Below are 23924 nucleotides of genomic sequence, written 5' to 3'. Positions count from 1 at the left end.
TGTCTCGCGCTTGTTCAGGACAAAGATGAAAGAGAATTGCGCCGGCCCTGCAGCGACTGCTCGGCTTCGGCGACGATACGGCCGACGATCTCGGCCGCGGGAACGATATCATGGATCAAGCCGACGGACTCGCCGGCGAACACCGCAGCGATGTCGAAATTGCCCGCCTCCCTCGCGGCGGCATACTCCACCGCGATCTCGTCCGCGCGCTGCATCAGCTCGATCTCGTTTCCGCTCCAGCGCCGCAGATGATCGTTGGCAAGCGAACGCGCGGTGAACGGCGCCGGCCAGATCAATTTGCGCGACCAATCCATCACCACACCGCGCACCGTCTCGCCGCTCTTCGCCGCACGGATCAGTTGCTTCGCCTCCTCGGGCGCAGCCGCCTCGACACTGGCATAGAACCGCGTTCCCATCAGCACGCCGGAGGCGCCGAGCATCATCATCGCCGCCAAGCCCCGTCCATCCGCGATGCCGCCGGCCGCCACCACCGGCGCACGCCCCGCCGCGAAATCGATGATCGCCGGCACGATATCGAGCGTGGTGCGCGATGCGCCATGACCCCCCGCCTCGGTGCCCTGCGCGATCAGGATGTCGGCGCCGCAGGCGAGCGCGGCTTGCGCCATCTGCTCGCTCTGCACCTGGCAGATCAGGAGCGCACCCGCGGCCTTGATCCTGGGCGCGAACGGCGCGGGATCGCCGAATGACAGCATCACCGCGCGCGGCTTTGCATCCAGCGCGATGTCGATCAGTTCGGGCTGCCTGGCGAGACTCCAGGTGATGAAGCCGATGCCGAACGGCTTTGCGAAATTCTTCAGCTTTGCGGTTTCAGCCCTGAGCCAGGCCGCATCTCCGTAGCCGCCGCCCAGAATGCCGAAGCCGCCTGCCTCGCTCACCGCCGTGACCAGCCGGCTCCCCGCGATCATGGCCATCGGCGCTGCCAGGATCGGATGCTGGATGCCCATACGCGCCGTCAATTCGGTGCTGATCGGCATGCGCTCGCTCCCTGTCTTGAACTTGCTGTTCTGGACTCGCAGCCTAACCCGGCCTAACATTCTGTGAAAATGAATACTATAGAACGCTCCCATCTCTAAAATGAAACGGTGGTCTCAGATGGAATTGACCGACCTGCTCACCTTTTCCACCGTCGCCCGGCTCGGCGGCATCACCCGCGCCGCCGACGAGCTCAACACCGTGCAGTCCAACGTCACCCAGCGCATCAAGGCGTTGGAGGCCGAGATCGGCACCGCTTTGTTCGAGCGCCACAGCCGCGGCATGTCGCTGACCGGCGCCGGCCGCCGGCTGTTGCCGTATGCGCAGCGGATGGCGGCGCTGACGCGCGAAGCCGTGCTCGCCGCACGCGACGACGGCGAGCCGAGAGGTCCGCTGTCGATCGGCTCGATGGAGACGACTGCTGCGGTCCGGCTGCCGACGCTGCTCGCCGAGTTTCACCGCCGCTATCCCGCCGTGCGGCTGACCTTGCGCACCGCGCCGACCGCCGATCTCGTTGCTGCGGTGCTCGACGGTTCGCTCGACGGCGCCTTTGTCGCCGGCCCGATCGAGCACGCCGAACTGGTGGCGACATCGGCCTTCACCGAGGAACTGGTGCTGGTCACCGCACAGCGCTGGACATCGCTATCCGCGTTGCGCGCCGGCACGCCGGAGTCGGGCCCGACAGCGCTGGTGTTCCGCACCGGCTGCACCTACCGCCAGCGCCTCGAACAGGTGTTCACCGAATTCGGCTGGCCGTCGGCCGCGCGCTTCGAGCTCGGCACGCTCGACGGCATGGTCGGCTGCGTCGCCGCCGACATGGGCGTGACGCTGCTGCCGCGCGCCGTGGTCGAGCGCGACCACGTCCAGCGCGACATCAAGATCCACAAGCTCAGTCCGCAGCACGCTCGCGTCGAGACGCTGTTCATCCAGCGCCGCACCGCACATCAGTCCAGCGCGTTGCAGGGACTGGCCGCATGCCTTGGCGGCGCCGACCGGGTGATCGCCGCCTGATCGGCGTTTTCGCATGGACGCCCGCCCGCCGCCGGGCTTTGCCTCGGCGCGCGGGTGCGTGCTAAGCGCAAGGCCATGCCCGCCCCCATCCTTCCCTTGATCGAAGCTGCGCCGCATTGGCCCGAGCGCGGCGCGCTGGTCGGCCTCGACCTCGGCACCAAGACCATCGGCGTTGCCGTGTCGGACCCGGACCGGCGGCTCGCGACCGGTGTCGAGACCATCCAGCGCAAGCAGTTCAAGGTCGACGCGGCGCGGCTGCTCGCGATCGCAGCCGAGCGCAATGCGGTCGGCTTCGTGCTCGGCCTGCCGATCAACATGGACGGCAGCGAAGGCCCGCGCGCGCAATCGACCCGCGCCTTCGCCCGCAATCTCGCAAACCTGACCACGCTTGCGATCGGACTGTGGGACGAGCGGCTGTCGACCGCAGCCGTCGAGCGCGAGCTGATCGGGATGGACGTCAGCCGCAGCAGGCGCGCCGAGGTGATCGACGAGCACGCCGCGATCTTCATCCTGCAGGGCGCGCTCGACCGGCTGGCGAAGCTGCGGGGGGAGCGCTGACCATGGCCGTGGTGATCGCGGCGCTGCTGCCGGTGTTCCTCTTGATCGTGCTCGGCGTCGTCCTCAAGCGCAGCCTGATGCGGCTGGAGACCCAATGGCACGGGCTGGAGCAGCTGACCTATTACGTGCTGTTCCCGGTGCTGCTGGTGCAGACGCTGGTGAAAGCCGACCTGTCCACGGTCCCGGTCGCAGGCGCCGGCGGCGCGCTGCTGCTCGCGGCGCTCCTAATGTGCCTGCTCTGTCTCGCGCTGCGTGCGCCCCTCGCCCGCGCCAGGGTCGATGGTCCCGCCTTCAGCTCGATCTTCCAGGGCGCGACGCGCTGGCAGACCTATGTCGCGTTGTCGGTGTCGGGCAATCTGTACGGCAAGGTCGGCCTTGCGCTCGCATCGGTCGCGATGGTTGCGATCATCCCGCTGGTCAACGTCTTCAGCGTCGCCGTGCTGGCGAAATATGCCTCATCCGGAAAGCGGTCGGCGGGCGCGATCGTGATGACTGTGGTGAAGAACCCGCTGATCTGGGCCTGCGTGATCGGCCTTGCCATCAATGTCGCGCACATCCCGCTGCCGAAAATCTGGCACGATGTCGCCGATGCGCTGGGCGGCTCGTCGCTGGCGATCGGCCTGCTGGTCACCGGCGCCGGCCTGCATCTGGAAGGCATCTTCCGCCCCAGCCTCGCCGCCAGCGTCGCGCTGGCGTTGAAGCTCGTCCTGATGCCGGTGCTGACGGTCGCGCTCGCGGTGTGGTTCGGCGTCACCGGCGCCAATCTCGCCATCGTCGCCGCCTGCGCCGCGGTGCCGACCTCGCCATCAGCCTATGTGCTGGCGCGCCAGATGGGCGGCGACGCGCCGCTGCTCGCCCAGATCATCACGCTGCAGACGATCTTGGCGGCGATCACGATGCCGATCGTGATCGCGGCGGTCGGGCTGTAGCAGTCGGCAGCCTGCGCTGATCGTCGCTATTTCCCGCTCGAACCGGTGAACGCCGTATCGAGCACCTCACCGATCGGCTGCCAGCTGCGGCCGTCAAACTGCAGCAACCGCAATTGCTCGACCGGCCGGAAGCCACTGCTGTTGATCTTGATGCCCGGGAGCAAGGCCGACGCCTGGTAGTCCCTCAGCGCCGCGGCATGCTTCATGACGTCCTCGCGCGACAGATCGTTGCCGCATTGCCTCGGCACCATGCGCCGGTGCGCTGCTACGTTCCGGATCGTCAAGATGCAGACGATCCGGGGCGATCACGTTGGGTCGAAGGGCTGTTCCAGCGGGGATCTTCGCGGATGTCCCGCTCAGCTGATGATCTTGAAGTCGCCTGCCACCACACTGGTGGCGGTTGCCCCGTTCAGCCACACTGCGGTGTCGGAATTGAGCTGGACCACGAAGTAGGCGCCATTCTGATAGGAATGCGCGAGCACATCGGCAAAGGACTGGAAGCCCGAACCATTGAGCTGCACCGTGTCCTTGCCCTCGGTCCAGTCCTGCACCACATCGATGCCGCCCTGGCTGACATTGAAGGTATCGGTGCCGATGCCCGTGCCCGGACCGCCGCCGTTGCCGCCATAATAGTAATTCACGCCGGTGCCGCCGTCGAAATAGTCGTTGCCGGCGCCGCCGATCAGAACGTCGGTGCCCGCGCCGCCGTACATCACGTCGTTGCCGGTCCCGCCGTACTGATAGTCGTTGCCCGGCCCGCCGTACAGGGTGTCGTTGCCGTCATCGCCGATCTCGGTGACGTTGCCGGTTGCGCCTGCGATCTCGACGTCATTGCCGGCGCCGCCATAGGCCACGTTGCGTCCCACGAGGCCGGTGGAGAGATAGAGCCAGTCATCGCCGCCGCCGCCTTCGAGCAGATCGCGGCCATCGCCGCCGACCAGCGTATCGTTCAGGGATCCGCCATACAGGCTGTCGTCGCCGGACCCGCCATACAGGCGCGCCGCGCCGACCGCCACCATCAGATCATTGCCGTCGCCGCCGAACGCGACGTTCGGGATCGAATAGATGACATCGTCACCGGCGCCGCCGTAGATGGTGCCAGCGTCGCCGCTGTAAACGCTTCCCGGCACCACCAATCCGCCTGGAAGCGTGACAAAATCGCCATCATGCGTGTAGCCGGACGATCCGAAGATCGTGTCGTTGCCATCGCCGCCGTATATCATATTTTGCTGGTAATCGACGTAGTTGGGCGAGTAAGGATATCGAATATTCGGAAACTCGACGGTGTCCGAACTTGCGAATATGACGTCGTTCCCCGCACCGCCGTAGAGATACTTGGTATCGAGCGCATTTGACGGGACGCCATAATTGTACAACCAACCTTGCGGTTGACTGCTGTCCCCATAAACAACATCGTTTCCGTCGCCGCCATAGATGGAATCGCCGCCGTTGCCGCCCGCCAGCGTGTCGTCGCCGCCATAGCCGTTGATGACATCGTTGTCGCTTCCGCCGACGAGACTGTCGTTGCCGGAGCCACCATCATAGATCGCCATCGCATTCTCCCTGAAAATGACTTTGAAACCTTCAAGCCGCGATATTCGCTGAGGATACTACAGCACTCCCCCGGAGGTTGTATGACAATCCTTGTCATATGACGGTGCCCGAAGCGCCGTGGACGGGCGATCCGGGACTCCCGACCAGCCGTCGCGGCGCCGGCCTCGCCGCCAAGCGATGTCATGGCGCGCCAAGTGGGCGACGCTCCCTGCTCGCTTGGATCGATGGTTGCCGGCGAAGCTAGGTGTAAGGGCCCCGCACAAGAAAACAAACCATGTTCATGGCGGAATGAACGATCACTGTCAGCCAAGTCGAATTGCTGCGCCAGCGAAAATAGCCAAGAGCAAGACCTGAGACGAAAATCCAGAAACGCCAAAACCAATCGTACTGAGTATGCATCATCGCCCACACGACTGACGTCAGCACGATGGCGCCAGTCGGACCGAGGAACGACTGCGACCAGCCGCGAAACATGAATCCGCGGACAACGAGTTCCTCCATGATCGGTACGGCAATGCAGACTGCCACAAGGAGTGTCAACAGCCCGCCGGGTCCTTTGACGATCAGGAATGAATCGGGTGTGCCGTCCTCCGAACCGATGAGGAATCCGCTCCAGCTCTCGGCAACCATTATGATGGCCATGAACACCAGAGCGCGAACCAACTCATTTCTGCTCGGCCAGTTGAGCGCAAGATATTCGGCGAACCCGCGGCCGGCCATTCGGATCGCGATCCAAAGCACGCCGATCGCCAACGGGCTCGCGATGATGATGGCTGGACCTTGCCATCGCCCCTGGGCTGCGAAGTCCTGGAATTGAGCCGGTGACATCGTAGCTACGCCATCTTGCAGCGCGACGATGAACGCCACGGCGAAACCTCCCGCCAGCACATAAATGGCGTAGGCGATCAGGACGACGAATGCGGTCCCCGCGAAGTCCCAGGTTCGCGGCGGTGCCGAAGCAGGTGTCTGCGCGCCGGCATTTTCAAAGTTCGACATGCTGGATTCTTCTGCAACAATTTGGCAGCGAAGGTAGGCCCGAACTCAACCTAGCATATCGGACGATCAGCCCGCCAGCCACCAGGTCTGGATCGTCGCGGCAAAATTGTTCAGGCCGTGCAGCAGGATGGTCAGCCAGGTCGAGCCGGTGCGGAAGCGCAGATAGCCGAACAGGAGCCCGATCGTCAGCACCTGACAGAGGAAGAACCAGTCGTATTGCAGGTGCATCACCGTCCACACGATCGACGACAGCAGGATCGCGCCGTAGGGACCGAGCCGGGATTCCGACCAGCCGCGATAGAGCCAGCCGCGCGCGAACAGCTCCTCCCAGAGCGGCGCGGCGACGGCGAAGGCGATCACCAAGAGCCAGAGCGCGCTGTGCTCCTGCGCCGATTTCAGCACGTCGCCCATGAAGCCCGGCGCCACTTCGCGGCCGGCGGCGCGGGACACCATGTCCCAGGCGCCGACCAGCACGATCAGCGCGACGATGCCGATGATGACGTTCTTCCACGACGTCGAGCGCAGCCCGAGATAATCGGCAAACGAGAGTCCGGTCCGGCGGATCGCGAACCACAGCACCAGCAGCACCATCGGCAGCCCGGCGAGGACCGAGAGCGAGATCGTCAGGCCGTCGGCGACCACATGAGTGATGCCTCCTGTCGACATCTCGCCACCTTGCGCGATGATCCGCCAGATGATGACCGCGAGCTGGCCGAGGAACATCGCGGCGAAGATCAAGAGACCCCACAGCGCGGTGCCCCAGAACTTCCAGACCCGCGGCGGGCGCGGCGGCGGTTCGATCGCGGCCGGCGACGTATCGGGATTGAGTGCGTCCATCAGCAAACCTTCATGGTAGCGCCCGCGCCAGCAGCGCGCGTTGATCGGCTTCGGAAAGATCCACCGCGCCGTACATGCCGGCGTGGCGTTCGGCAAGCCGTGTCGCGGCGAACAGCTCGGCGCTTTTCGGCGAGACCTGGTTGAGCGCCGCGGTGGCCGCCAGCAGCGCCAGCTGTTCGACCGCAAGCCGCGCGACGCCCTCGCTGTCGGGACGGCGGAACGACTGCCCGATCGATGCGACGGCCTCGGCGGCGCCCGGCAGGCCCTTAGCCTGATCGGCGAGCGCACGCAGCACGGCGAGCGCGGCATCGGCCTCGCGGCCGAGCGCGCGCAGCACGTCGAGGCACATCACGTTGCCGGAGCCCTCCCAGATCGCGTTGACCGGCGCCTCCCGGTAATGGCGCGCCAGAATGCCCTCCTCGACATAGCCGTTGCCGCCGAGGCACTCCATCGCCTCATAGAGGAAGCCGGGTGCGCTCTTGCAGGTCCAGTATTTGATCGCCGGCGTCAGCAGACGCATATAGGCGGCCTCGCCCGCGTCGCTGGGCGCGCGATCGAAGGCGCGGCACAGCCGCATCACCAGCGCGATGGATGCCTCGACATGCAGCGCCATGTCCGACAGCACCGCCTGCATCAGCGGCTGATCGGCGAGATGCTTCTGGAACACGCTGCGATGCCGCGCATGATTGAGCGCATGCGCGAGCCCGGAGCGCATCAGGCCGGCGGATGCGATCGCGCAATCCTGCCGCGTCAGCTGCACCATCTGGATGATGGTGCGGATGCCCTTGCCCTGCTCGCCGATCAGTTCGGCATGAGCGCCGTGGAATTCGACCTCCGAGGAGGCATTGGAGCGGTTGCCGAGCTTGTCCTTCAGGCGCTGGAAGTGGATCGCGTTGACGGTGCCGTCAGGCGCAAAGCGCGGCATGAAGAAACAGCTCAAGCCGTCCTTGGTCTGCGCCAGCACCAGGAATGCGTCGCACATCGGCGCCGACATGAACCATTTGTGCCCGGTGATGCGATAGCCATCGCCGTCGCGCTCGGCGCGCGTCATGTTGGCGCGCACATCGGTGCCGCCCTGCTTCTCGGTCATGCCCATGCCGAGCGTCATGCCGCGCTTGGTCCACCACGGCGCAAAGCCCGGGTCGTAGGCGCGCGTTCCGATCACCGGCATCGTCTTCGCCAGGATGTCCGGCTGCGAGGCCAGCGCCGCGACCGAGGCGCGGGTCATCGTGATCGGACAGAGATGACCGGTCTCGACCTGCGCGGCGATGTAGAACCTCGCCGCGCGCACCACCTCGGCGGCGCCGCCGGCCGGCTTGCCGTCCATGGTCCAGGTCGAATTGTGCACGCCGGCATGCGCCGAGTGCGCCATCAGCTCGTGATAGGCCGGATGAAACTCGACCTCGTCGCGGCGATTGCCCCTGGCATCGAAGCTGCGCAGTTTCGGCGTGTTCTCGTTGGCGATGCGGCCGCGCTCCGCCATGGCGGCGGATCCCCAATGCCTGCCGAAATCGATCAGCTCGGCCGTGGCTGCGGCGGCGCCATTGGCCGCGACGGCCGCGACCAGCGGCGCATCCGTCGTGAACAGGTCGACGTTCCAGAACGGCGGCGACTGGTTGAGCACGTCGTGGGTGGCAAACGGAGCCTGCTTCATGGTCTCCTCGGCATTCGTCGCGCATTGGAATCGGGGGATCATAGCCCGCGCGCAGGCGCCGGGCAGCGAAAAATGCGGCTTTCGCTGCGCCCCCTATTCATGAATTGGGCTGATTTGCCCCGCGCGGCTGATGCCCCGCGCCAATGGCGGCGCAATGCCGGCGTCGCCAGGGGCGCGGAAGGCTGCGAGCGCCCCTTTGACCTCGACTGACCGCCCGTCCTTGCAGTTGGAACCTGCACTCCGGTTGGAGACCGCTTCTCTCGTGATCCACCGCTCTTGCTGCAATCCTAATCGCCGCATTTTTGGCAGCAACCAAACGCGGTCAGCATTGTTGCAGTCGCTAGCCTGCGCCGGGAAAAACAGTCAGCCAACCAAAAGAAGCGCGCATCCAGGGCCCTCCCAACCGAAAGAGAACTGATGATTGATAGATCCGAAACCGGCGGCACTGTGCGGAAACATCATGCAATACTGAGAATATCCGCGGTCGGCGTCGCGGGATTGCTGTCTATCCTGATGCTGACAGCGGTAGCGCCCCCGATCGTTGCAGATCAATCGGATCGCGCCGTGGTCAACGCACCCGTTACGCTTCTGACGGCGCCAATCAGCGGCGAAATCGAGCTGTTGACGGCGCTTCCGGGCCACGACGTCCGCGATGGCGACACGCTAGCGCAAATCAGCAATCCCAGGGTTGATCGCGGGACACTCATCTCGTTGCAGGAAAAGGCGTCCGACGCACGGCAGAAGCTCGATGCGACGCGCTCAAAATACGACTCGGACGTCAACTATGTTTCGTCTCTCGACGGCGAGCTCGCTGACCAGACAAACCAGCTCAAGGGCCAGTTCCAGTCGCAGATCGAGGAGCTTCGCGCCCGCGTCGCTCAATCCAACGCTGCGAGCAGTGAAAAGAAAGCCCTGGTCGACCGACAGAGCAATATGGTGACACGCAATGCCGCGAGCATGGATATGCTCAGGCCGACGACCCAGCAATATGCTGCGGCGATGCATGGCGCGGACGCAGAAATGGCCAAGCTGAATCAAAAGACGGCACAGCTCAACGCCCTAAGCAAGGGCATCTATATCGGCGACGAATTGGTTGCGCTCAATAATCTCGCTCAGAAACGCAGGGACATCGACTTGGACGCCATGCGGATGAAAATCGAGGAAAAGCAGCAAACCGCAGTGCTTGCCGACCTGGAGCACCTGATCGACGCCGAACAAAAACGGCTGGCGACGTTGGCCGATGCCAAAGTCCTTGCGCGCGGCCAGGGCAAGGTCTTGACCGTCGGCGCCGCGATGGGGCGACACGTGAGCGCCGGTGATACGATCAGCTCCGTCATCAACTGTGACAAGCGCTTTGTTGTCGCCATCTTCTCCTACCGGCAGGGCCAGAGCATGACGCCCGGCACGCGCGTCCGCATCGACGGCAGCTCGTTGCGATCCGGCCTCGTCACTGCGGTCGTGCCGAAGACCAGCGACAAGGCCGACGAACGCTTTGCGGTTCCGTTCCCGCAAACCGAGCGCCGCGAACTCTACGCTATCATCACCCCGGATCCGGCGAACGACGGCGGACCGGCACAGCAGGCAGCCACGGCGGAGGAGTCCGCCTGTCCGGTCGGCCAATGGGTGACGGTGACCCGCGAGAACGGCGTCGTCCCCTCGATGTCGGTCACGTGGCGACGGCTCGGCCATTTCGTCGCGGCGTGGATGCGGAACGACGCAAGCACCGTCAACGCCGCGCAGAACACGTCATCGGACGCGGATGCGCGGCGCGCTGGCATGGCTCATCTGCACGATGCATTCCGGGCCTCGCAACCGCAGCAGCCAACGGCCGATGAGAATGGGTCGCCCGGAACTCGTACCCTCGTATCGCGATGAAGTCTGCCATCGTGATGACGCTATGCGCGGCCGTCCTGGGCGCGCCCGCAGCGGGCCACACAACCCCAACCGCAAACGCATTCTGCGCCGGGTTGAAAAGGGCGGTCGCCCCGCGCGCAAGCGCGGCCGACGCGGTTTTCATCCGGAGTTACGACCCCGGCACGGATGAACCGGCGCTTCCGGCGGGTCTCGCCACGACGGCGTTCGTCTACGACAACGCGCTCGCCGCCATTGCGCTGATTGCCTGCGGCAATGTGTCGGATGCGAGGCCGATCGGCAACGCGCTGAGCCGCGCCGTTGGCAAGGACCGCAGCTTCGATGATGGCCGCGTGCGCAACGCCTATCGTGCGGGCGCGGTGAACAAGCTCGCTCCCGATCTGCCGGGCTGGTGGGATGGACATGCCAATATCTGGGCGGAGGACGCGGCGCAGGACGGCAGCTCGACCGGAAACGTCGCCTGGGCCGCATTGGCATTGCTGACCCTGCATCAGGCAACCGGGGACCCTCAATATCTCGCCGACGCAAGGCGCTTGATCGACTGGGTGATCGACACAACCGCTTCTCAAGACGGCTTTTACGGCGGCTTTCACGGCTATGATCCGAAGCAGGTCAAGCTCACCTGGATGTCGACGGAGCACAACGCCGACGTTCACGCCGCCGCGCGCTGGCTGTTTCGCCTGACCGGCGACCGGAAATACGACGGCGCGGCCGGACAGGCCAAGCGTTTGCTCGATCGCGCCTTTCGTGGCGATCACTTCCTGCTTGGGACCAAGCCTGACGGCAGCCTTGCCAACGAAGGCTTGCTCGCGCTCGACGCTCAGCTTTGGCCCTGGATGGCAATCCCTGAATCGCCCGCGGCGTGGAAGAGCACGCTCGGTTTCGCGAAAGCTCACCTCGGGGTCGATGGCGGCTTCGATTTCAACGGCGATCGCGACGGCCTCTGGGTCGAGGGCACGGCGCAGGCCGCCTTGGCCTACCGGATCGTCGGCGACACCCACGAAAGCGATCGCCTGCTGGGCAACCTGAAGGCCGACCAGACGTCATCCGGCCTGCTCAACGCCGCACGACCGGCGCGACTGACGACGGGATTGTCGATCGATCCAACCGGCGGCGATCCCGACTTTTTCTATTATCGCCGCCCGCATCTCGGCGCGACGGCGTGGGCCGCGCTGGCTGAAACAGGCTGGAATCCGTTCACCGGGAAGAGGATACGCTGATGTTTCCGACTGCCGCCGACAATTCAACGATCCTGACCATCGACATCGGAATTTTGCTCGGGCTTCTGGTCATGGCGCGACTGCTGGAGCCGCTGCGCGCCGGCCATCGTATCCTGTTCGGAGCGACGACGATGGCCCTTCTGGTCGTTTACACGCTGTGGCGATGGAACGATACGCTGCCGCCGTTTGAGTGGTCGGCGCAGAGTCTCTGGCCGCGGCTCTTCATTGCGTTCGAATCGCTTGCGATCCTGTACACGCTGATCTCGATCGTCATCCTGTTCCGCAGTACCGACCGCATCGCGCAGGCCGACGCCTCACAACAGCTTTTGGCTTCGGACGATCGCAATCCGGCTGTCGACATCTTCATCTGCACCTATGACGAACCGCTCGAAATCCTCGAGCGATCGATCCTGAGCGCGCTGGCGCTCGACTATGCCAATGCGACGGTCTGGGTCCTCGACGATACGAGACGCGACTGGCTGCGGGACTATTGCGATCGGGTCGGCGCGCGTCACCTGACGCGGCCGGATAACAAGGGCGCCAAGGCCGGCAACCTCAATAACGGATTGATCGCAACCGCTCGCGCCACCAATGCGCCGGTCATTCTGGTGCTCGATGCGGATTTCGCGCCACGGCGAGACTTCCTGAAGCGCACGATCGGCCTGCTGCTGTCCGATCCGGGGATTGCGATCGTGCAGACCCCGCAATTCTACTACAACGCCGATCCGATCCAGCATAATCTGCTGGCCGAAAAGAGCTGGGTCGACGATCAACGCTTCTTTTTCGACATCTTTCAACCGGCCAAGGATGCGTGGGGCTGCGCATTCTGCGTCGGCACCTCCTTTGTCGTTCGCCGCGACCGTCTGGATGAGATCGGCGGCTTTCCCGAGCAGGCCGTCTCGGAGGATATCAATCTCACCTACACCATGCTGGCGCACGGCTATCGCACGGCCTGGCTCAACGAGCCGCTCAGTTTCGGACTTTCAGCCGAAGGCATTCCGGAATACGTCACCCAGCGAGCTCGCTGGTGCCTCGGGACCATCCAGGTCGCCCTGCTGCGCAACGGACCGCTATTTGGCCGCGGCTTCCGCTTCACCGAGCGCTGGCACTACCTGCACGGCGTGCTGAACTGGCTCTCCAAACCGTTCGTGGTGCTGCTGTTGATCGCGCCGACAATCTATTGGTTCGGCGGGCTGCCCGCGTTCGAGGCCGACTATCAGTCCTTCCTGCGCTACGGCATGCCGGCGCTGCTCGGGCAAATCGTCTACATGAGCTGGATATCGCGCGCGCGGACGCTGCCTTTGTTCATGGAGGCGACCCACGCAGTCACCTGCTTTGCGGTGACCGCAACCCTGTTCACCGCTATCGTCAAGCCATTCGGACGCCCCTTCAAGATCACCGACAAGGGAGGCGATCGATCGGCGCCGCGCGTTCACTGGAAGCTTGCCGCCATCTTTGGGTTGATCGCGGCCAGCTCCGCAGCCAGCATCACATGGGAGTTCATCTCCCCGTATGCCGCCGACGAAATCTCCTCTCTCGATTTCTTCAACCTGTTGTGGGCGGCGATCGCGATGTTGATCGCCTTCATCGCGTTTCTGGTCTGCTTCGAAGTGCCGCGTTCCGGTCACATGTTCGAAACGAACGAGCTTGTCTGGCTCGCCGGCGAAGGAAAAATCCTTTCGTGCCGCCTGCTCGCAATATCGCCGTCCTCGGTGCGGCTCGCGGGCGCGGCTGGCGAGCCGCTCGAGCTTGCCGGCTGCCGCTATAAAATTCACCTGGAAGGGTCGGGATGGACCGACATGTCCATGGCCTCGCGATCCGGCCGCACGGTGCTGGCGCGTCTTGAGCCGAGCGCCGAACAATATGAGCGTCTGGTGGTACGGCTGTTCAGCGCATCCCAGGACAACATTGCCGGCGTCGCCAGTCTTCGCGGGGCTCTGGCGGGGCTGCTGCGCCGCGGGTTTATTGGCGCTTAGCTGAGCTCGAACCGGTCGGATCGTTGGCGCATTGATCAGTCCCTGCCCTAGATGCTGCCGTGGCTCGGCGCATCGCGACCGAGCCGCCGGTCCAGCCAATCGTTGGCCCGGGTCCTGTTGGCCTCTTTCCGGGACGCCTGGAGCGGAAAGATGTCGCCGGCGTGCAGCGGCCGGTTATCGGGATAGGACGCCAGTTGCAGGCTCGATTCATGCGCGGCGCCGTCCACCGGGGAGATGTAGGCAAACCGGATCTCGATCTTGTGCTTGATGTCGTAGCCCTGCCATTTCGGATGGTTGCGCGCCAGAAGCTCGGTCAGTTCGCACGGCAGGAGATCGGACGTCGAGCTCCGATTGCCCTCGGTCTTCTCCATATAGCATTGCTCCTTGACGCTGCTGACGCGCGCGTCGATCGGACGGAAGTTCACCCGCTTGTCGAGCTCGATGTAGGCATAGAGGCCCGCGACGCCGATAGCGATCAGTCCGTAGAGGCCCAGGCGCATGGTTGAACTCCGATCCTTTTCGAACCGCCGCGACGGTCAGATCGTGCGGGTCTTGTCCGCCTTGGTCTTGGAGGCCAGCACCGGAAACATGTCGCCGGCGCGCAGCGGCTTGCCGTTGGGGAAGGAGGACATTTGCAGGCTCGACTGGTGCGAGACGCCATCGACCGGCGAGACGTAGACCACGCGCACCTCGATCTTGTGCCTCAGGTCATAGCCTTGCCACTTCGGATGCTCCTTGCGCAGCAGCTCGGCGACCTCGCAGCGGGTCAGGTCGGAGGTCCACGTCGTCTTGGTGATGACGCCGCGCTCGACCTTTTCCAGATAGCATTGCTCGTTGACGGCGCTGATGCGCGCATCGACACGCTGATAATTCGCGCCCTTGTCGTACTGATCGTAAATCGCGATGCCGGCGGCGCCGACGGCAATAAGTGCAAAGACTGCTAGACGCATGCTTCGTGCTCCCGCAATGCCCGCACCTCATACGGACACAATTAAGGAGTGTTGAAAGCGCATTCAGCCACTTTTGCGATGGCAAGCTTTGGCTTGCCGAAACGCTTCAGATTTGAGGAAATTCCGCGCTATCGCGCCCGCCCGATCGGGAAATCATAGGCGCCGCCGCCGGCCCCCGGCAGCGAGAAGTGCCACCATTCCTTCGAGTAGTTCACGAACCCCTGCCCGGCCATCGCCGCGACCAGCCTGGCCCGCCAGCGCCTCTGTGCCGGCGTGATCGAGCCGGCGGCGGTATGGGCCTTGACGTCGGAGCAGTCATAGCCGGTGCCCATGTCGACGCTGCCCTCCGGGGCGCGCGCGGCGGCGGGCGCCGTGCAGTCGGCATAGTCCGTGGCGGAATCGAACTTGCGCGAATTGTCGGCAGCCAGATCGACCAGCGTGAGATCGACTGCCGCGCCGGTCGAATGTCCCGAATGGGTGGCGATATAGCCGAGGCGGAACAGATCCGCCTTCGAGAACGCCGGGTTGTAGCGCCGCTCGGCGGCGGTCTCGGTGCCGTTCCTCGACCACGCCACCATGTCCGCGACCGCGCGGGCCGGCCGGTAGCAATCGAACATCTTCAGCGACAGTTTTTGCCGCGCCAGTTCCTGCTGCACGACCTTCAGGCGCAGCCCCACCTCCCGCTTCACCACACATTCCGCCGCACCGTAGCCCGCGATCGGCCGTCCCATGAAGTTGTTGGACGTCGCGTAGCGGATGTCCTGGAGGATGGTCGGATCGATGTTGCGCAGGAACACGAAGCCGCCGGGCAAGTTCTGAGCGAAGACAGGCGAGGTCGATCCCGAGATCAACGCGAAGGCCAGCAATGCGATCACGGCAATTCTCACCAGTCCCTGCTCCCCGGCGCTCGGTCCCGACCGTCCAATGGGCCATACGGCTCGGCGCCATCCGCGGCCGGCCATCATGTCTTGTTCCGGAAAAACCAGCAAAAGCAAGGTGCCAATGCCCGGCGCCAAGCCCGGGCAAGACGGCCGAGACGACTGTCGCATCTTACTCGGGGAAAACTCCACCTAGCCCTCTTCGCGCTTGCCCCACCGGCCATCCGCGCCTATAGCTCTGGCTTTAATGACCCCATCATTGAAATCGACTTTTGTCCTCGGTCACCGGCATCTGCTGGGCATCGAGGGCCTTTCCGCTGACGACATCACGGGCCTGCTCGACCTCTCCGAGGAGTATGTCGAGCTCAACCGCCAGGTCGACAAGAAACGCGCCAGCCTGCGCGGCCGCACCCAGGTCAATCTGTTCTTCGAGGCCTCGACCCGGACCCAGTCCTCGTTCGAGATCGCCGGAAAGCGCCTGGGCGCCGACGTCATGAACATGTCGGTGTCATCGATGTCGACCCGCAAGGGCGAGACCCTGATGGACACCGCGGTGACGCTGAACGCGATGCACCCGGACATCCTGGTGGTGCGCCACCACGCCTCCGGCGCGGTCGAACTCTTGGCGCGCAAGGTTGACGGTTCCGTGATCAATGCCGGCGACGGCGCCCACGAGCACCCGACTCAGGCGCTGCTGGATGCGCTGACGATCCGCCGCAACAAGGGCCGGCTCGAGGGGCTCGTGATCGCGATCTGCGGCGACGTGCTGCATTCGCGCGTGGCGCGCTCCAACATCTTCCTGCTCAACACCATGGGTGCCCGCGTCCGCGTGGTGGCGCCCTCCACCTTGCTGCCGCCGGGCATCGAGCGGATGGGCGTCGAGGTCGCGCGCGACATGCGCGAGGGGCTGAACGGCGCCGACATCGTGATGATGCTGCGGCTGCAGCGCGAGCGCATGAACGGCTCCTTCGTGCCGTCGTCAGGCGAATATTTCCACTATTTCGGCCTCGACCAGAAGAAGCTCGGCTACGCCAAGCCCGACGCGCTGGTGATGCATCCGGGCCCGATGAACCGCGGTGTCGAGATCGACACCTTCGTCGCCGACGGCGCGCAGTCGCTGATCCGTGAACAAGTCGAAATGGGTGTGGCAGTGCGCATGGCGGTGCTCGAAGCGCTCGCCCGCAACCTGCCGAACGCGTGACGCCATGCTGATTGACCGCCGCCCCATCCTGCTCGCCAATGCCCGCGTCATCGATCCCTCCCGCGATTTCGACGGTCCGGGCGATGTCCTGATCGCCGACGGCGTGATCCGCGACACCAAGCGCGGCATCGGCGCGGCCGGCGTCCCCGAAGGCACCGACATCGTCAACTGCGCCGGCAAGATCGTGGCCCCCGGCCTGATCGACATGCGCGCCTTCGTCGGCGAACCCGGCGCCAGCCATCGCGAGACCTTTGCCTCCGCGAGCCAGGCCGCGGCCGCCGGCGGCATCACCACCATCGTCTGCCAGCCCGACACCTCGCCTGTGATCGACAATTCCGCCACCGTCGACTTCGTGCTGCGCCGCGCCCGCGACACGGCGATCGTCAACATCCATCCGATGGCGGCGCTGACCAAGGGCATGCAAGGCCAGGAGATGACCGAGATCGGCCTCTTGAAGGCCGCCGGCGCGGTCGCCTTCACCGATGGCGACCGCAGCGTCACCAACGCCCAGGTGATGCGGCGCGCGCTGACCTATGCCCGCGATTTCGACGCGCTGATCGTGCATCACACCGAGGACCCGCATCTGGTCGGCGAAGGCGTGATGAACGAGGGCGAATTCGCCACGCGGCTCGGCCTCGCCGGGATCCCGACCGCCGCCGAGTCGATCATGCTCGAGCGCGACATGCGGCTCGCGGGCCTGACCGGCGGCCGCTATCACGCGGCCTCGCTGACCTCGACCGAGTCGCTGGAGATCCTCAAGCGCGCCCGCGACGCCGGCTACAACGTCTCGGCCTCGGTCTCGATCAACCACGTGACGCTGAACGAGAACGACATCGGCCCCTACCGCACCTTCCTGAAGCTCGCGCCGCCGCTGCGCACCGAGGACGACCGCCGCGCGCTGGTCGCCGCGCTCGCCTCCGGGCTGATCGATGTCGTGATGAGCGATCACAATCCGCAGGACGTCGAGGTCAAGCGGCTGCCGTTCGCGGAAGCGGCGAGCGGCGCGGTCGGGCTGCAGACCATGCTGCCGGCGGCGCTCAGGCTGATCCACAATGGCGAGATGGAGTTCAAGACGCTGATCCGGGCGATGTCGACCCGGCCGGCGGAGTTGCTCGGCCTGCCCGGCGGCACGCTGCGCGCCGGCGCCCCGGCCGACGTGATCGTGATCGACGCCGACACACCCTGGGTGCTCGACCGCGACGATCTCAAATCGCTGTGCAAGAATACGCCGTTCGACGACGCCCGGTTCTCCGGCCGCGTGACGCGGACCATTGTCGGCGGCCGCACCGTGTACGAGCACGTTTGAGTTTGGGTCGAATAAGTTTGGGCTCGAACTCAGCGCGCCGCGAGTTGCGACATCGCTTCCATCGTCGTTCCGACGACGATGGCCGCGACGTAAACGACAAAGAAAAGCTGCTCCAGCCGCCTGCGAACAGAAGCCATGACAAGCTCCCTCATTTCCAAGGCCATGGTGCGGATTTATGGTTAATATTTCATTGACGGGATGGTCCGACATCGGCCCGACCGACCGTCCGGGGGACCATTGCGATGTCTGCTGACGCGTTCCTGCTGGTCGCCTTCCTGATCGGCTATCTGCTCGGCTCGATCCCGTTCGGCATGATCCTCACCAGGCTCGCCGGCACGCAGGATCTGCGCACGATCGGCTCGGGCAATATCGGCGCCACCAACGTGCTGCGCACCGGCCACAAGGGCCTCGCCGCGGCGACGCTGCTCGGCGACATGCTGAAGGGCACGGTCGCCGTGATCATCGCAGGCACCATCGACGGCCCGAACGCCGCGATGCTGGCGGCGCTCGGCGCCTTCCTCGGCCACCTCTTCCCGGTCTGGCTCGGATTTCGCGGCGGCAAGGGCGTCGCGACCTATATCGGCGTGCTGCTCGGGCTGTTCTGGCCGGCAGCACTGATCTTCGCCGTGATCTGGCTCGGCACCGCCTACACGACGCGCTATTCGTCGTTGTCGGCACTGATCGCCGCGTTCGTGACGCCGCTGTTCCTGTGGTTCTTCGGCCACAACGCGCTCGCCTCGCTGTTCGCCGTGCTGACGCTGTTGCTGTTCTACATGCACCGCGAGAACATCAAGCGGCTGCAGGCCGGCACCGAAGGCAAGATCGGCGGGACGAAATAACCCTTTCCGTCATTCCGGGACGCGCCGCTTGGCGCGGGCCCGGAATCCATTGGGCCGCATCAGTAGTGGAGGAATGGATTCCGGGCTCTCGCTCCGCGAGCCCCGGAATGACGAGAGACTACTTCCTCAGCGCGTCCTCGACGAAACTCGCCGCTGCGAGCGCCTTCGCATCATCGCCAAAGCCTGCGATCACGGTGACGCCGACCGGCAAGCCGCCTTCGGCGGTCAGCGTCGGCACGTTGACGCAGGGCACGCCCATCAGGGTCCAGAGCCGGTTGTAGCGGGGATCGCCGGTCGAGCTCAAGCCGTGCGGCGCGGCGCCCGGCGCCGACAGCGTCAGCAGCACGTCGATCTCGGCAAAGAGCGCGGCCAGCGCCTGCCGCGCGCGCAGCGCGACGTCCATCGCGGCGTCGTATTCGACCGGCGTGCCGCCCTTGCTCTCGTCGAGCCGGCCGCGCAGCAGCGGCGGCATCGCATCGTAGTTCTGGCCGTATTCCCAGGCGAAGGATTGATGCGCCTCGAATTCCTGCACCACCGGATGGATCCGCCAGGCCTCGGCGATGACCTCGGGCAGCGCGAGCTCGCGTGCGACGGCGCCGGCCTGCTCCGCGGCACGCGCGGCTGTCTGCACCGCCTCCGCACCCGACGCGTCAGGCGCCCCGGCGAAGGCCTGCGTCACCACGCCGATGCGCGGCGCAACGAGCTTCGACGGCACGGCCAGCTCGAGCCGTTTGGTCATCGCGGCCAGCCCCAACGCGACATCGCGCACGCCGGCGCCGAACAGCCCGACGGTGTCGAGCGTCCAGGAGAAGCATTTCACCCCGACGGTCGGCAGCAGCCGGTAGCTCGGCTTGATCGCGGCGACGCCGCAGAACGAGGCCGGCCGGATCACCGAGCCGCCGGTCTGGGTGCCGAGCGCCAGCGGGATCATGCCGGCGGCGACCGCGGCCGCCGAGCCCGCCGACGATCCGCCCGGCGTATGGGCGTGATTGTGCGGGTTGAGCGTTGCGGTCGGGTCGTTCGCCGCGAAGGCGGTCGTCGTGGTCTTGCCGACGATGGTCGCGCCGGCCTGCTTCAGCGCCATCACGACGGGCGCATCGGCGCGCGGCCGATGGCCGCGATAGATCGCAGCCCCCATTTCGGTCGGGAAGTCGGCGGTATCGATGATGTCCTTGATCCCGACCGCGATCCCGCGCAACGGCCCGGACGTTTGCGCACGGGCCTCCTGGTCGTAGCGGACGAAGGCGCCGATCGCATTGTCCTGCGCCCGGATCGCCGCCAGCGATTGGCCGATGGCCGCATCGGGCGACAGCGCGCCCTGCTCGATACGCGCTTGAAGGTCGGCAAGTGAGATCATGGGGACTTCCTGATGTTGGCGGCTGCTTTTAGCGCGTCGCGCGCGGTAGCGCCAATGTCGCAGTTGATCACAATCTCAGGTTGGGCGAAGCTGCGGCCCGCATGCATGACCGCTCGCCCAGCCCCGCAAAACTCACCGACGCCGAACGGCTCAACCGTTTGCGGCTGATCCGCTCCGACAATGTCGGCCCGCGCACCTTTGCATCGCTGCTCCGCCATTTCGGCGATGCCGCGCAGGCCCTGGAGCGGCTGCCGGACCTGGCGCGCCGCGGCGGCGCATCGGGACCGCAGCGGATCTGCAGCGAGGCCGACGCCACCGCCGAGCTCGCGGCCTGCCGCAGGTTCGGCATCGATCTCGTCGCGCCGGAAGAGGCGCATTATCCGCCGCGGCTTGCCACCATCGACGACGCGCCGCCGCTGCTGGCCGTGCGCGGCGCGCGCGACACGCTGATGCGGCCGATGATCGCGATCGTCGGCTCCCGCAATGCCTCCGGCGCCGGGTTGAAATTTGCTGGCACCCTGGCACGCGATCTCGGCGATGCCGGCTTTGTCGTGATCTCGGGCCTCGCCCGCGGCATCGACCAGGCCGCGCATCGCGCCACCGTTGCCAGCGGCACGGTCGCCGTGCTCGCCGGTGGTCACGACAGGATCTACCCGCCGGAGCACGAGGATCTGCTGGCCGCCCTGCTCGAACAGGGCGCTGCGATCTCGGAGATGCGGCTCGGCCATGTGCCGCGGGCGCGCGACTTCCCCCGCCGCAACCGGCTGATCTCGGGCGCATCGCTCGGCGTCGTGGTGGTGGAGGCCGCGCACCGCTCGGGCTCGCTGATCACGGCGCGGATGGCCGCCGAACAGGGCCGCGAGGTGTTCGCGGTGCCGGGCTCGCCGATCGATCCGCGCTCAGCCGGCGCCAACGATTTGATCAAGCAAGGCGCCACCTTGGTCACGGAGGCGGCCGACGTCATCAACGCGGTGACGCCGATCATGGAGCGGCCGGTGATGCTGTCTGCGCGCGAAGACGACGAGCCGCTGGATTTTGCCACCGACGGCGGCGATCGCGCCCGCATCATCAATCTGCTCGGGCCGAGCCCGATCAGCCTCGACGATCTGATTCGGATGGCCGACGTCTCGCCCGCCGTCGTCCGCGCGGTGCTGTTGGAGCTCGAGCTCGCCGGCAAGCTCGAGCGCCACGGCGGCGGGCTGGTGTCGATGATCTAATCTGTCGCTCCGCCACCGCGAATGCTTCCCCGTCAGCCTGAGGAGCGCGTAGCGCGTCTCGAAGGATCGACGGCCACCAGCCGGGCCGTGCATCCTTCGAGACGCCTGCTACGCAGGCTCCTCAGGATGACGGTTCAACAATGCGCTGGTGACGGATAACAATCACTCCGCATTCCGCGTATCAAAATCCTGTCGTGCGCCTTCGATCTCCGGCAGATGGGTGAACGCCCACTGGCCGAGCGCCTTGACCGGCTCCGCCAGCCCGCGGCCGAGGTCGGTCAGCTCATAGTCGACCCGCGGCGGAATGGTCGGAAACACCGTGCGCGTCACCAGCCCGTCGCGCTCCAGGCCGCGCAGCGTGAGCGTCAGCATCCGCTGCGAGATGCCGTTGATCATGCGCTTCAATTCGTTGAAGCGCCTCGCTCCGTCGATCAGCATCATGATCACGAACACGCTCCATTTGTCGCCGACCCGCGACAACACGGAGGCGACCGCGCGGCAATCGCTGTGGTCGGGACTGGGCCGCGGCACCGGGGCGGTTACATCAATGTTCTCGGGTCTCATCGGTGTGCTCGGGTTTCAAAAATGTGCGTTCTTGCGGAGATTTAGGACGGTCACTCATATAGCGCCAGTTACAAACCTATACCAAAGGTGACCTCTGCCATGAAACTTCTGCACATCGATTCCTCGGTCCTCGGCCCCCACTCCGTCAGCCGCCAGGTCTCGGCCGCCGCCGTCGAGCGGCTGCGCCAAGCCAATCCCGGCCTCGTCGTGAGCTACCGCGACCTCACCCAGACCCCGCTCGCCCACCTCTCCGGCCTGCACCTCGCAGCCGGCCAGGGCGCGGCTCCGGACCCGTCGGTGCGCGACGACGTCGCCGCCGGCCAGGCGGTGCTGGACGAGTTCCTCGCCGCCGACATCGTGGTGATCGGCGCGCCCATGTACAATTTCACCATTCCCTCCCAACTCAAGGCCTGGATCGATCGCATCCTGGTCGCAGGCAAGACCTTCAAATACGGCGCTGGCGGCGTCGAGGGACTGGCCGGCAACAAGCGCGTCGTCATCGCCATCTCGCGCGGCGGCTATTACGGCGCCGATACGCCGATGGCCGCGCTCGAACATCTCGAGACCTATCTGCGCGGCGTGTTCGGCTTCATCGGCGTCAGGAACGTTGAGTTCATCCCGGCCGACGGCATCCAGGTCGGTCCCGAGCATCGCGAAAAGGCGGTTGCAGGCGCGCTGCAGGCCGCCGGCAGCCTGAACGCGGCCTAGTTCCGGAAACCGCTGTCGTCCTCCGCGAAGGCGGAGGACTCAGTATTCCAGAGACGGCGGTCGTTGAGCGGAGAGGCCGCAGCGTACTGGATACCCCGCATGCGCGGGGCATGACAGTTGTGGGCGGGACAAGTCGGGTTGCCTCAGTACCAGACGCCTTGAATGCCGCAGATGACGGCGACGAGCGAAATCAGCAAACCGATGCCGGAAAACAGCGCGACGGTCACAAGCTGCGTCGAGTCTGAACTGTCTGAACTCTGGGACGCGGACGAAACAGGAATCGACGTCGAAATGCGGGCTGCTGCTTTCGGCATGAAGGAACTCCAAAATGATTCCGTGGTGAAAAATTTCCCCGCCCATTCAGGAGTCCGGGCAGTACGACAAAGGTTCAATACGCACGATGATAGTCGCAGACGAAAACGGCCGGTGTGATCGGCTTCACACCGGCCGCTTCTTACAATGAGAAACAAATTATCCGCGATAGATCGGCGCGCCGGCGGGCGATGCCGTTGCGCCGCCATCGATGAACAGTTCCTGCCCCTGCACATGGGCTGCATCGTCGGACGCCAGGAACAGCACCGTCTTTGAGATATGATCGGGCTCGCCGATGCGGCCGAGCGGCGTGGTCTTGCCGATCCGCGCCTCGAAGACCTTCTCGGCCTCCGGCGTTGCGATCGCAGCCCCCCAGATCGGCGTCCGCACCGCGCCCGGCGCCACCACGTTGACGCGGATGTTGCGCGGCGACAGTTCTGACGCCATCACGCGCGCCATCGCACGCACGCCGGCCTTGCTCGCCGCATAGGCCGAGTAGCCGGGATTGCCGAGCACCGAAATCACCGAGCCGTTGAGGATGATCGAGGCGCCGTCGTTGAGATAGGGCGCGACCGCCTGCACGGTGAAGAACACGCCGGTGAGATTGGTGCGGATCACATTTTCGAATGCCGCCAGCGTGGTGCCGCCGACCGGCGTCTGGCCGGGAATGCCGGCATTGGCGAACAGCACGTCGTATTTGCCGAACTTCTCGGCGCCCTGCTTCACCGCGGCCTCCAGCGCCGCGACGTCGGTGGCATCGGCCACGACGGCAAGCGCGTTCGGTCCGAGCTCCCTGGCTGCCGCGGCAAGCGTCTCCTTGTTGCGCCCGGTGATGACGACCTTGGCGCCCTCCGCCACGAACAGCTTTGCGGTCGCAAGCCCGATGCCGCTGTTGCCGCCGGTGATCAACGCCGTCTTGTTCGCCAGTCTCATGTCCGCCTCCAGTTGGTTGCATTATTAAACTTCATTGCCTAACTAAGGCATGCGGTTTA

24 protein-coding genes are annotated in these 23924 nt (G+C 65.4%); 11 read left to right on the top strand and 13 right to left on the bottom strand.

The genetic code is table 11. From position 1 onward, the window contains the following. Positions 1-14: 14 nt before the first annotated feature. Positions 15-1055, bottom strand: coding sequence for an NAD(P)H-dependent flavin oxidoreductase (locus ACVW17_RS25155; RefSeq protein ID WP_456754387.1), 1041 nt, complete (start codon positions 1053-1055; stop codon positions 15-17). Positions 1056-1113: 58 nt separating this feature from the next. Here ACVW17_RS25155 and ACVW17_RS25150 point away from each other — a divergent pair, with 58 nt between their 5' ends. The 3 genes from ACVW17_RS25150 to ACVW17_RS25140 all read left to right on the top strand — a co-directional run bounded on the left by ACVW17_RS25150 (position 1114) and on the right by ACVW17_RS25140 (position 3491). Then, positions 1114-2004 (top strand): LysR substrate-binding domain-containing protein, encoded by an 891-nt coding sequence (locus ACVW17_RS25150; RefSeq protein WP_456754386.1) that lies wholly within the window; start codon positions 1114-1116, stop codon positions 2002-2004. Positions 2005-2079: 75 nt separating this feature from the next. Further along, the gene (gene ruvX / locus ACVW17_RS25145; RefSeq protein ID WP_456754385.1) at positions 2080-2562 is read left to right on the top strand and encodes a Holliday junction resolvase RuvX; all 483 of its coding nucleotides are present in this window, start codon (positions 2080-2082) and stop codon (positions 2560-2562) included. A gap of 2 nt (positions 2563-2564) precedes the next feature. After that, positions 2565-3491 carry an AEC family transporter gene (locus tag ACVW17_RS25140; RefSeq protein WP_456754384.1) on the top strand — a complete coding sequence of 309 codons (927 nt, stop codon included), beginning with the start codon at positions 2565-2567 and terminating at the stop codon, positions 3489-3491. A gap of 26 nt (positions 3492-3517) precedes the next feature. Here ACVW17_RS25140 and ACVW17_RS25135 read toward each other — a convergent pair whose 3' ends face one another. From ACVW17_RS25135 to ACVW17_RS25115, 5 genes are all read right to left on the bottom strand, one after another. Next, complete coding sequence (locus tag ACVW17_RS25135; RefSeq protein WP_456754383.1) at positions 3518-3697, bottom strand: hypothetical protein; 180 nt, start codon at positions 3695-3697, stop codon at positions 3518-3520. 150 nt (positions 3698-3847) lie between these two features. Further along, a complete protein-coding gene (locus tag ACVW17_RS25130) occupies positions 3848-5044 on the bottom strand; it encodes a calcium-binding protein (protein ID WP_456797972.1) in 1197 nt (398 codons plus the stop codon). Positions 5045-5285: 241 nt separating this feature from the next. After that, complete coding sequence (locus tag ACVW17_RS25125) at positions 5286-6041, bottom strand: CPBP family intramembrane glutamic endopeptidase (RefSeq protein ID WP_456754381.1); 756 nt, start codon at positions 6039-6041, stop codon at positions 5286-5288. A gap of 66 nt (positions 6042-6107) precedes the next feature. Then, positions 6108-6878, bottom strand: a complete 771-nt coding sequence (locus tag ACVW17_RS25120; RefSeq protein WP_456754380.1) for a CPBP family intramembrane glutamic endopeptidase — start codon at positions 6876-6878, stop codon at positions 6108-6110. Between the two features lie 10 nt (positions 6879-6888). Beyond that, positions 6889-8532: an acyl-CoA dehydrogenase family protein gene (locus ACVW17_RS25115; protein WP_456754379.1), complete on the bottom strand. Its 1644-nt coding sequence runs from the start codon at positions 8530-8532 to the stop codon at positions 6889-6891. A gap of 417 nt (positions 8533-8949) precedes the next feature. Here ACVW17_RS25115 and ACVW17_RS25110 point away from each other — a divergent pair, with 417 nt between their 5' ends. Genes ACVW17_RS25110 through ACVW17_RS25100 form a run of 3 tightly spaced genes read left to right on the top strand, consistent with a single transcriptional unit; the run spans position 8950 to position 13600 of the window. Next, positions 8950-10407, top strand: a complete 1458-nt coding sequence (locus ACVW17_RS25110; protein ID WP_456754378.1) for an HlyD family secretion protein — start codon at positions 8950-8952, stop codon at positions 10405-10407. Between the two features lie 14 nt (positions 10408-10421). Then, a complete protein-coding gene (locus tag ACVW17_RS25105; protein WP_456756524.1) occupies positions 10422-11624 on the top strand; it encodes a hypothetical protein in 1203 nt (400 codons plus the stop codon). After that, positions 11624-13600, top strand: a complete 1977-nt coding sequence (locus ACVW17_RS25100) for a glycosyltransferase family 2 protein (protein WP_456797971.1) — start codon at positions 11624-11626, stop codon at positions 13598-13600. The genes ACVW17_RS25105 and ACVW17_RS25100 overlap by 1 nt, the downstream gene beginning before the upstream one ends. Before the next feature lie 47 nt (positions 13601-13647). Here the strand turns inward: ACVW17_RS25100 and ACVW17_RS25095 are convergent, their stop codons facing one another. The 3 genes from ACVW17_RS25095 to ACVW17_RS25085 all read right to left on the bottom strand — a co-directional run bounded on the left by ACVW17_RS25095 (position 13648) and on the right by ACVW17_RS25085 (position 15512). After that, a complete protein-coding gene (locus ACVW17_RS25095) occupies positions 13648-14100 on the bottom strand; it encodes a hypothetical protein (RefSeq protein ID WP_456754377.1) in 453 nt (150 codons plus the stop codon). A gap of 36 nt (positions 14101-14136) precedes the next feature. Next, positions 14137-14550: a hypothetical protein gene (locus ACVW17_RS25090; protein WP_456754376.1), complete on the bottom strand. Its 414-nt coding sequence runs from the start codon at positions 14548-14550 to the stop codon at positions 14137-14139. Positions 14551-14678: 128 nt separating this feature from the next. Continuing rightward, a complete protein-coding gene (locus ACVW17_RS25085) occupies positions 14679-15512 on the bottom strand; it encodes a M15 family metallopeptidase (protein WP_456756523.1) in 834 nt (277 codons plus the stop codon). A gap of 163 nt (positions 15513-15675) precedes the next feature. Between ACVW17_RS25085 and ACVW17_RS25080 the strand changes: the two genes are divergently transcribed. The 3 genes from ACVW17_RS25080 (at position 15676) to plsY (ending at position 18774) form a co-directional block, all read left to right on the top strand. Further along, positions 15676-16629: an aspartate carbamoyltransferase catalytic subunit gene (locus ACVW17_RS25080; RefSeq protein ID WP_456754375.1), complete on the top strand. Its 954-nt coding sequence runs from the start codon at positions 15676-15678 to the stop codon at positions 16627-16629. Positions 16630-16633: 4 nt separating this feature from the next. After that, positions 16634-17935, top strand: a complete 1302-nt coding sequence (locus tag ACVW17_RS25075) for a dihydroorotase (RefSeq protein WP_456754374.1) — start codon at positions 16634-16636, stop codon at positions 17933-17935. A gap of 242 nt (positions 17936-18177) precedes the next feature. After that, on the top strand, positions 18178-18774 hold the full coding sequence (plsY, locus tag ACVW17_RS25070; RefSeq protein WP_456797970.1) for a glycerol-3-phosphate 1-O-acyltransferase PlsY: 597 nt from the start codon (positions 18178-18180) through the stop codon (positions 18772-18774). A gap of 118 nt (positions 18775-18892) precedes the next feature. Here the strand turns inward: plsY and ACVW17_RS25065 are convergent, their stop codons facing one another. Continuing rightward, complete coding sequence (locus tag ACVW17_RS25065; protein ID WP_456797969.1) at positions 18893-20131, bottom strand: amidase; 1239 nt, start codon at positions 20129-20131, stop codon at positions 18893-18895. Positions 20132-20232: 101 nt separating this feature from the next. Here ACVW17_RS25065 and dprA point away from each other — a divergent pair, with 101 nt between their 5' ends. Continuing rightward, positions 20233-21348 (top strand): DNA-processing protein DprA, encoded by a 1116-nt coding sequence (dprA, locus tag ACVW17_RS25060; protein ID WP_456797968.1) that lies wholly within the window; start codon positions 20233-20235, stop codon positions 21346-21348. Between the two features lie 162 nt (positions 21349-21510). Here dprA and ACVW17_RS25055 read toward each other — a convergent pair whose 3' ends face one another. Continuing rightward, entirely contained in the window at positions 21511-21912 is a 402-nt protein-coding gene (locus tag ACVW17_RS25055; RefSeq protein WP_456797967.1) for a winged helix-turn-helix transcriptional regulator, read from the bottom strand. Between the two features lie 99 nt (positions 21913-22011). On the opposite strand from ACVW17_RS25055, the gene ACVW17_RS25050 reads away from it, so the two are divergent. After that, a complete protein-coding gene (locus ACVW17_RS25050) occupies positions 22012-22620 on the top strand; it encodes an FMN-dependent NADH-azoreductase (RefSeq protein WP_456797966.1) in 609 nt (202 codons plus the stop codon). A 143-nt stretch (positions 22621-22763) separates the two neighbouring features. On the opposite strand, the gene ACVW17_RS25045 is transcribed toward ACVW17_RS25050, so the two are convergent. Together ACVW17_RS25045 and ACVW17_RS25040 are read right to left on the bottom strand one after the other, a co-directional pair. Further along, positions 22764-22934, bottom strand: a complete 171-nt coding sequence (locus ACVW17_RS25045) for a hypothetical protein (protein ID WP_456754368.1) — start codon at positions 22932-22934, stop codon at positions 22764-22766. 157 nt (positions 22935-23091) lie between these two features. Then, a complete protein-coding gene (locus ACVW17_RS25040; protein ID WP_456754367.1) occupies positions 23092-23865 on the bottom strand; it encodes an SDR family NAD(P)-dependent oxidoreductase in 774 nt (257 codons plus the stop codon). Positions 23866-23924 lie beyond the last annotated feature (59 nt).

The organism is Bradyrhizobium sp. USDA 4473 (assembly GCF_054063335.1).
The sequence above is the reverse complement of the archived record's forward strand: the minus strand, read 5'-3'. Positions and strand labels throughout refer to the sequence as shown.

What these genes read in the sequence shown, in the direction of transcription:
- ruvX (WP_456754385.1), top strand. Translation starts at nt 2,080, where the DNA reads ATGCCCGCCCCCATCCTTCCCTTGATCGAAGCTGCGCCGCATTGGCCC.
- ACVW17_RS25135 (WP_456754383.1), bottom strand. Translation starts at nt 3,697, where the DNA reads ATGAAGCATGCCGCGGCGCTGAGGGACTACCAGGCGTCGGCCTTGCTC.
- ACVW17_RS25080 (WP_456754375.1), top strand. Translation starts at nt 15,676, where the DNA reads ATGACCCCATCATTGAAATCGACTTTTGTCCTCGGTCACCGGCATCTG.
- ACVW17_RS25150 (WP_456754386.1), top strand. Translation starts at nt 1,114, where the DNA reads ATGGAATTGACCGACCTGCTCACCTTTTCCACCGTCGCCCGGCTCGGC.
- ACVW17_RS25125 (WP_456754381.1), bottom strand. Translation starts at nt 6,041, where the DNA reads ATGTCGAACTTTGAAAATGCCGGCGCGCAGACACCTGCTTCGGCACCG.
- ACVW17_RS25050 (WP_456797966.1), top strand. Translation starts at nt 22,012, where the DNA reads ATGAAACTTCTGCACATCGATTCCTCGGTCCTCGGCCCCCACTCCGTC.
- ACVW17_RS25090 (WP_456754376.1), bottom strand. Translation starts at nt 14,550, where the DNA reads ATGCGTCTAGCAGTCTTTGCACTTATTGCCGTCGGCGCCGCCGGCATC.
- dprA (WP_456797968.1), top strand. Translation starts at nt 20,233, where the DNA reads ATGCATGACCGCTCGCCCAGCCCCGCAAAACTCACCGACGCCGAACGG.
- ACVW17_RS25155 (WP_456754387.1), bottom strand. Translation starts at nt 1,055, where the DNA reads ATGTTAGGCCGGGTTAGGCTGCGAGTCCAGAACAGCAAGTTCAAGACA.
- ACVW17_RS25115 (WP_456754379.1), bottom strand. Translation starts at nt 8,532, where the DNA reads ATGAAGCAGGCTCCGTTTGCCACCCACGACGTGCTCAACCAGTCGCCG.
- ACVW17_RS25100 (WP_456797971.1), top strand. Translation starts at nt 11,624, where the DNA reads ATGTTTCCGACTGCCGCCGACAATTCAACGATCCTGACCATCGACATC.
- ACVW17_RS25105 (WP_456756524.1), top strand. Translation starts at nt 10,422, where the DNA reads ATGACGCTATGCGCGGCCGTCCTGGGCGCGCCCGCAGCGGGCCACACA.
- plsY (WP_456797970.1), top strand. Translation starts at nt 18,178, where the DNA reads ATGTCTGCTGACGCGTTCCTGCTGGTCGCCTTCCTGATCGGCTATCTG.
- ACVW17_RS25130 (WP_456797972.1), bottom strand. Translation starts at nt 5,044, where the DNA reads ATGGCGATCTATGATGGTGGCTCCGGCAACGACAGTCTCGTCGGCGGA.
- ACVW17_RS25040 (WP_456754367.1), bottom strand. Translation starts at nt 23,865, where the DNA reads ATGAGACTGGCGAACAAGACGGCGTTGATCACCGGCGGCAACAGCGGC.
- ACVW17_RS25075 (WP_456754374.1), top strand. Translation starts at nt 16,634, where the DNA reads ATGCTGATTGACCGCCGCCCCATCCTGCTCGCCAATGCCCGCGTCATC.
- ACVW17_RS25055 (WP_456797967.1), bottom strand. Translation starts at nt 21,912, where the DNA reads ATGAGACCCGAGAACATTGATGTAACCGCCCCGGTGCCGCGGCCCAGT.
- ACVW17_RS25085 (WP_456756523.1), bottom strand. Translation starts at nt 15,512, where the DNA reads ATGGCCGGCCGCGGATGGCGCCGAGCCGTATGGCCCATTGGACGGTCG.
- ACVW17_RS25065 (WP_456797969.1), bottom strand. Translation starts at nt 20,131, where the DNA reads ATGATCTCACTTGCCGACCTTCAAGCGCGTATCGAGCAGGGCGCGCTG.
- ACVW17_RS25110 (WP_456754378.1), top strand. Translation starts at nt 8,950, where the DNA reads ATGATTGATAGATCCGAAACCGGCGGCACTGTGCGGAAACATCATGCA.
- ACVW17_RS25045 (WP_456754368.1), bottom strand. Translation starts at nt 22,934, where the DNA reads ATGCCGAAAGCAGCAGCCCGCATTTCGACGTCGATTCCTGTTTCGTCC.
- ACVW17_RS25140 (WP_456754384.1), top strand. Translation starts at nt 2,565, where the DNA reads ATGGCCGTGGTGATCGCGGCGCTGCTGCCGGTGTTCCTCTTGATCGTG.
- ACVW17_RS25095 (WP_456754377.1), bottom strand. Translation starts at nt 14,100, where the DNA reads ATGCGCCTGGGCCTCTACGGACTGATCGCTATCGGCGTCGCGGGCCTC.
- ACVW17_RS25120 (WP_456754380.1), bottom strand. Translation starts at nt 6,878, where the DNA reads ATGGACGCACTCAATCCCGATACGTCGCCGGCCGCGATCGAACCGCCG.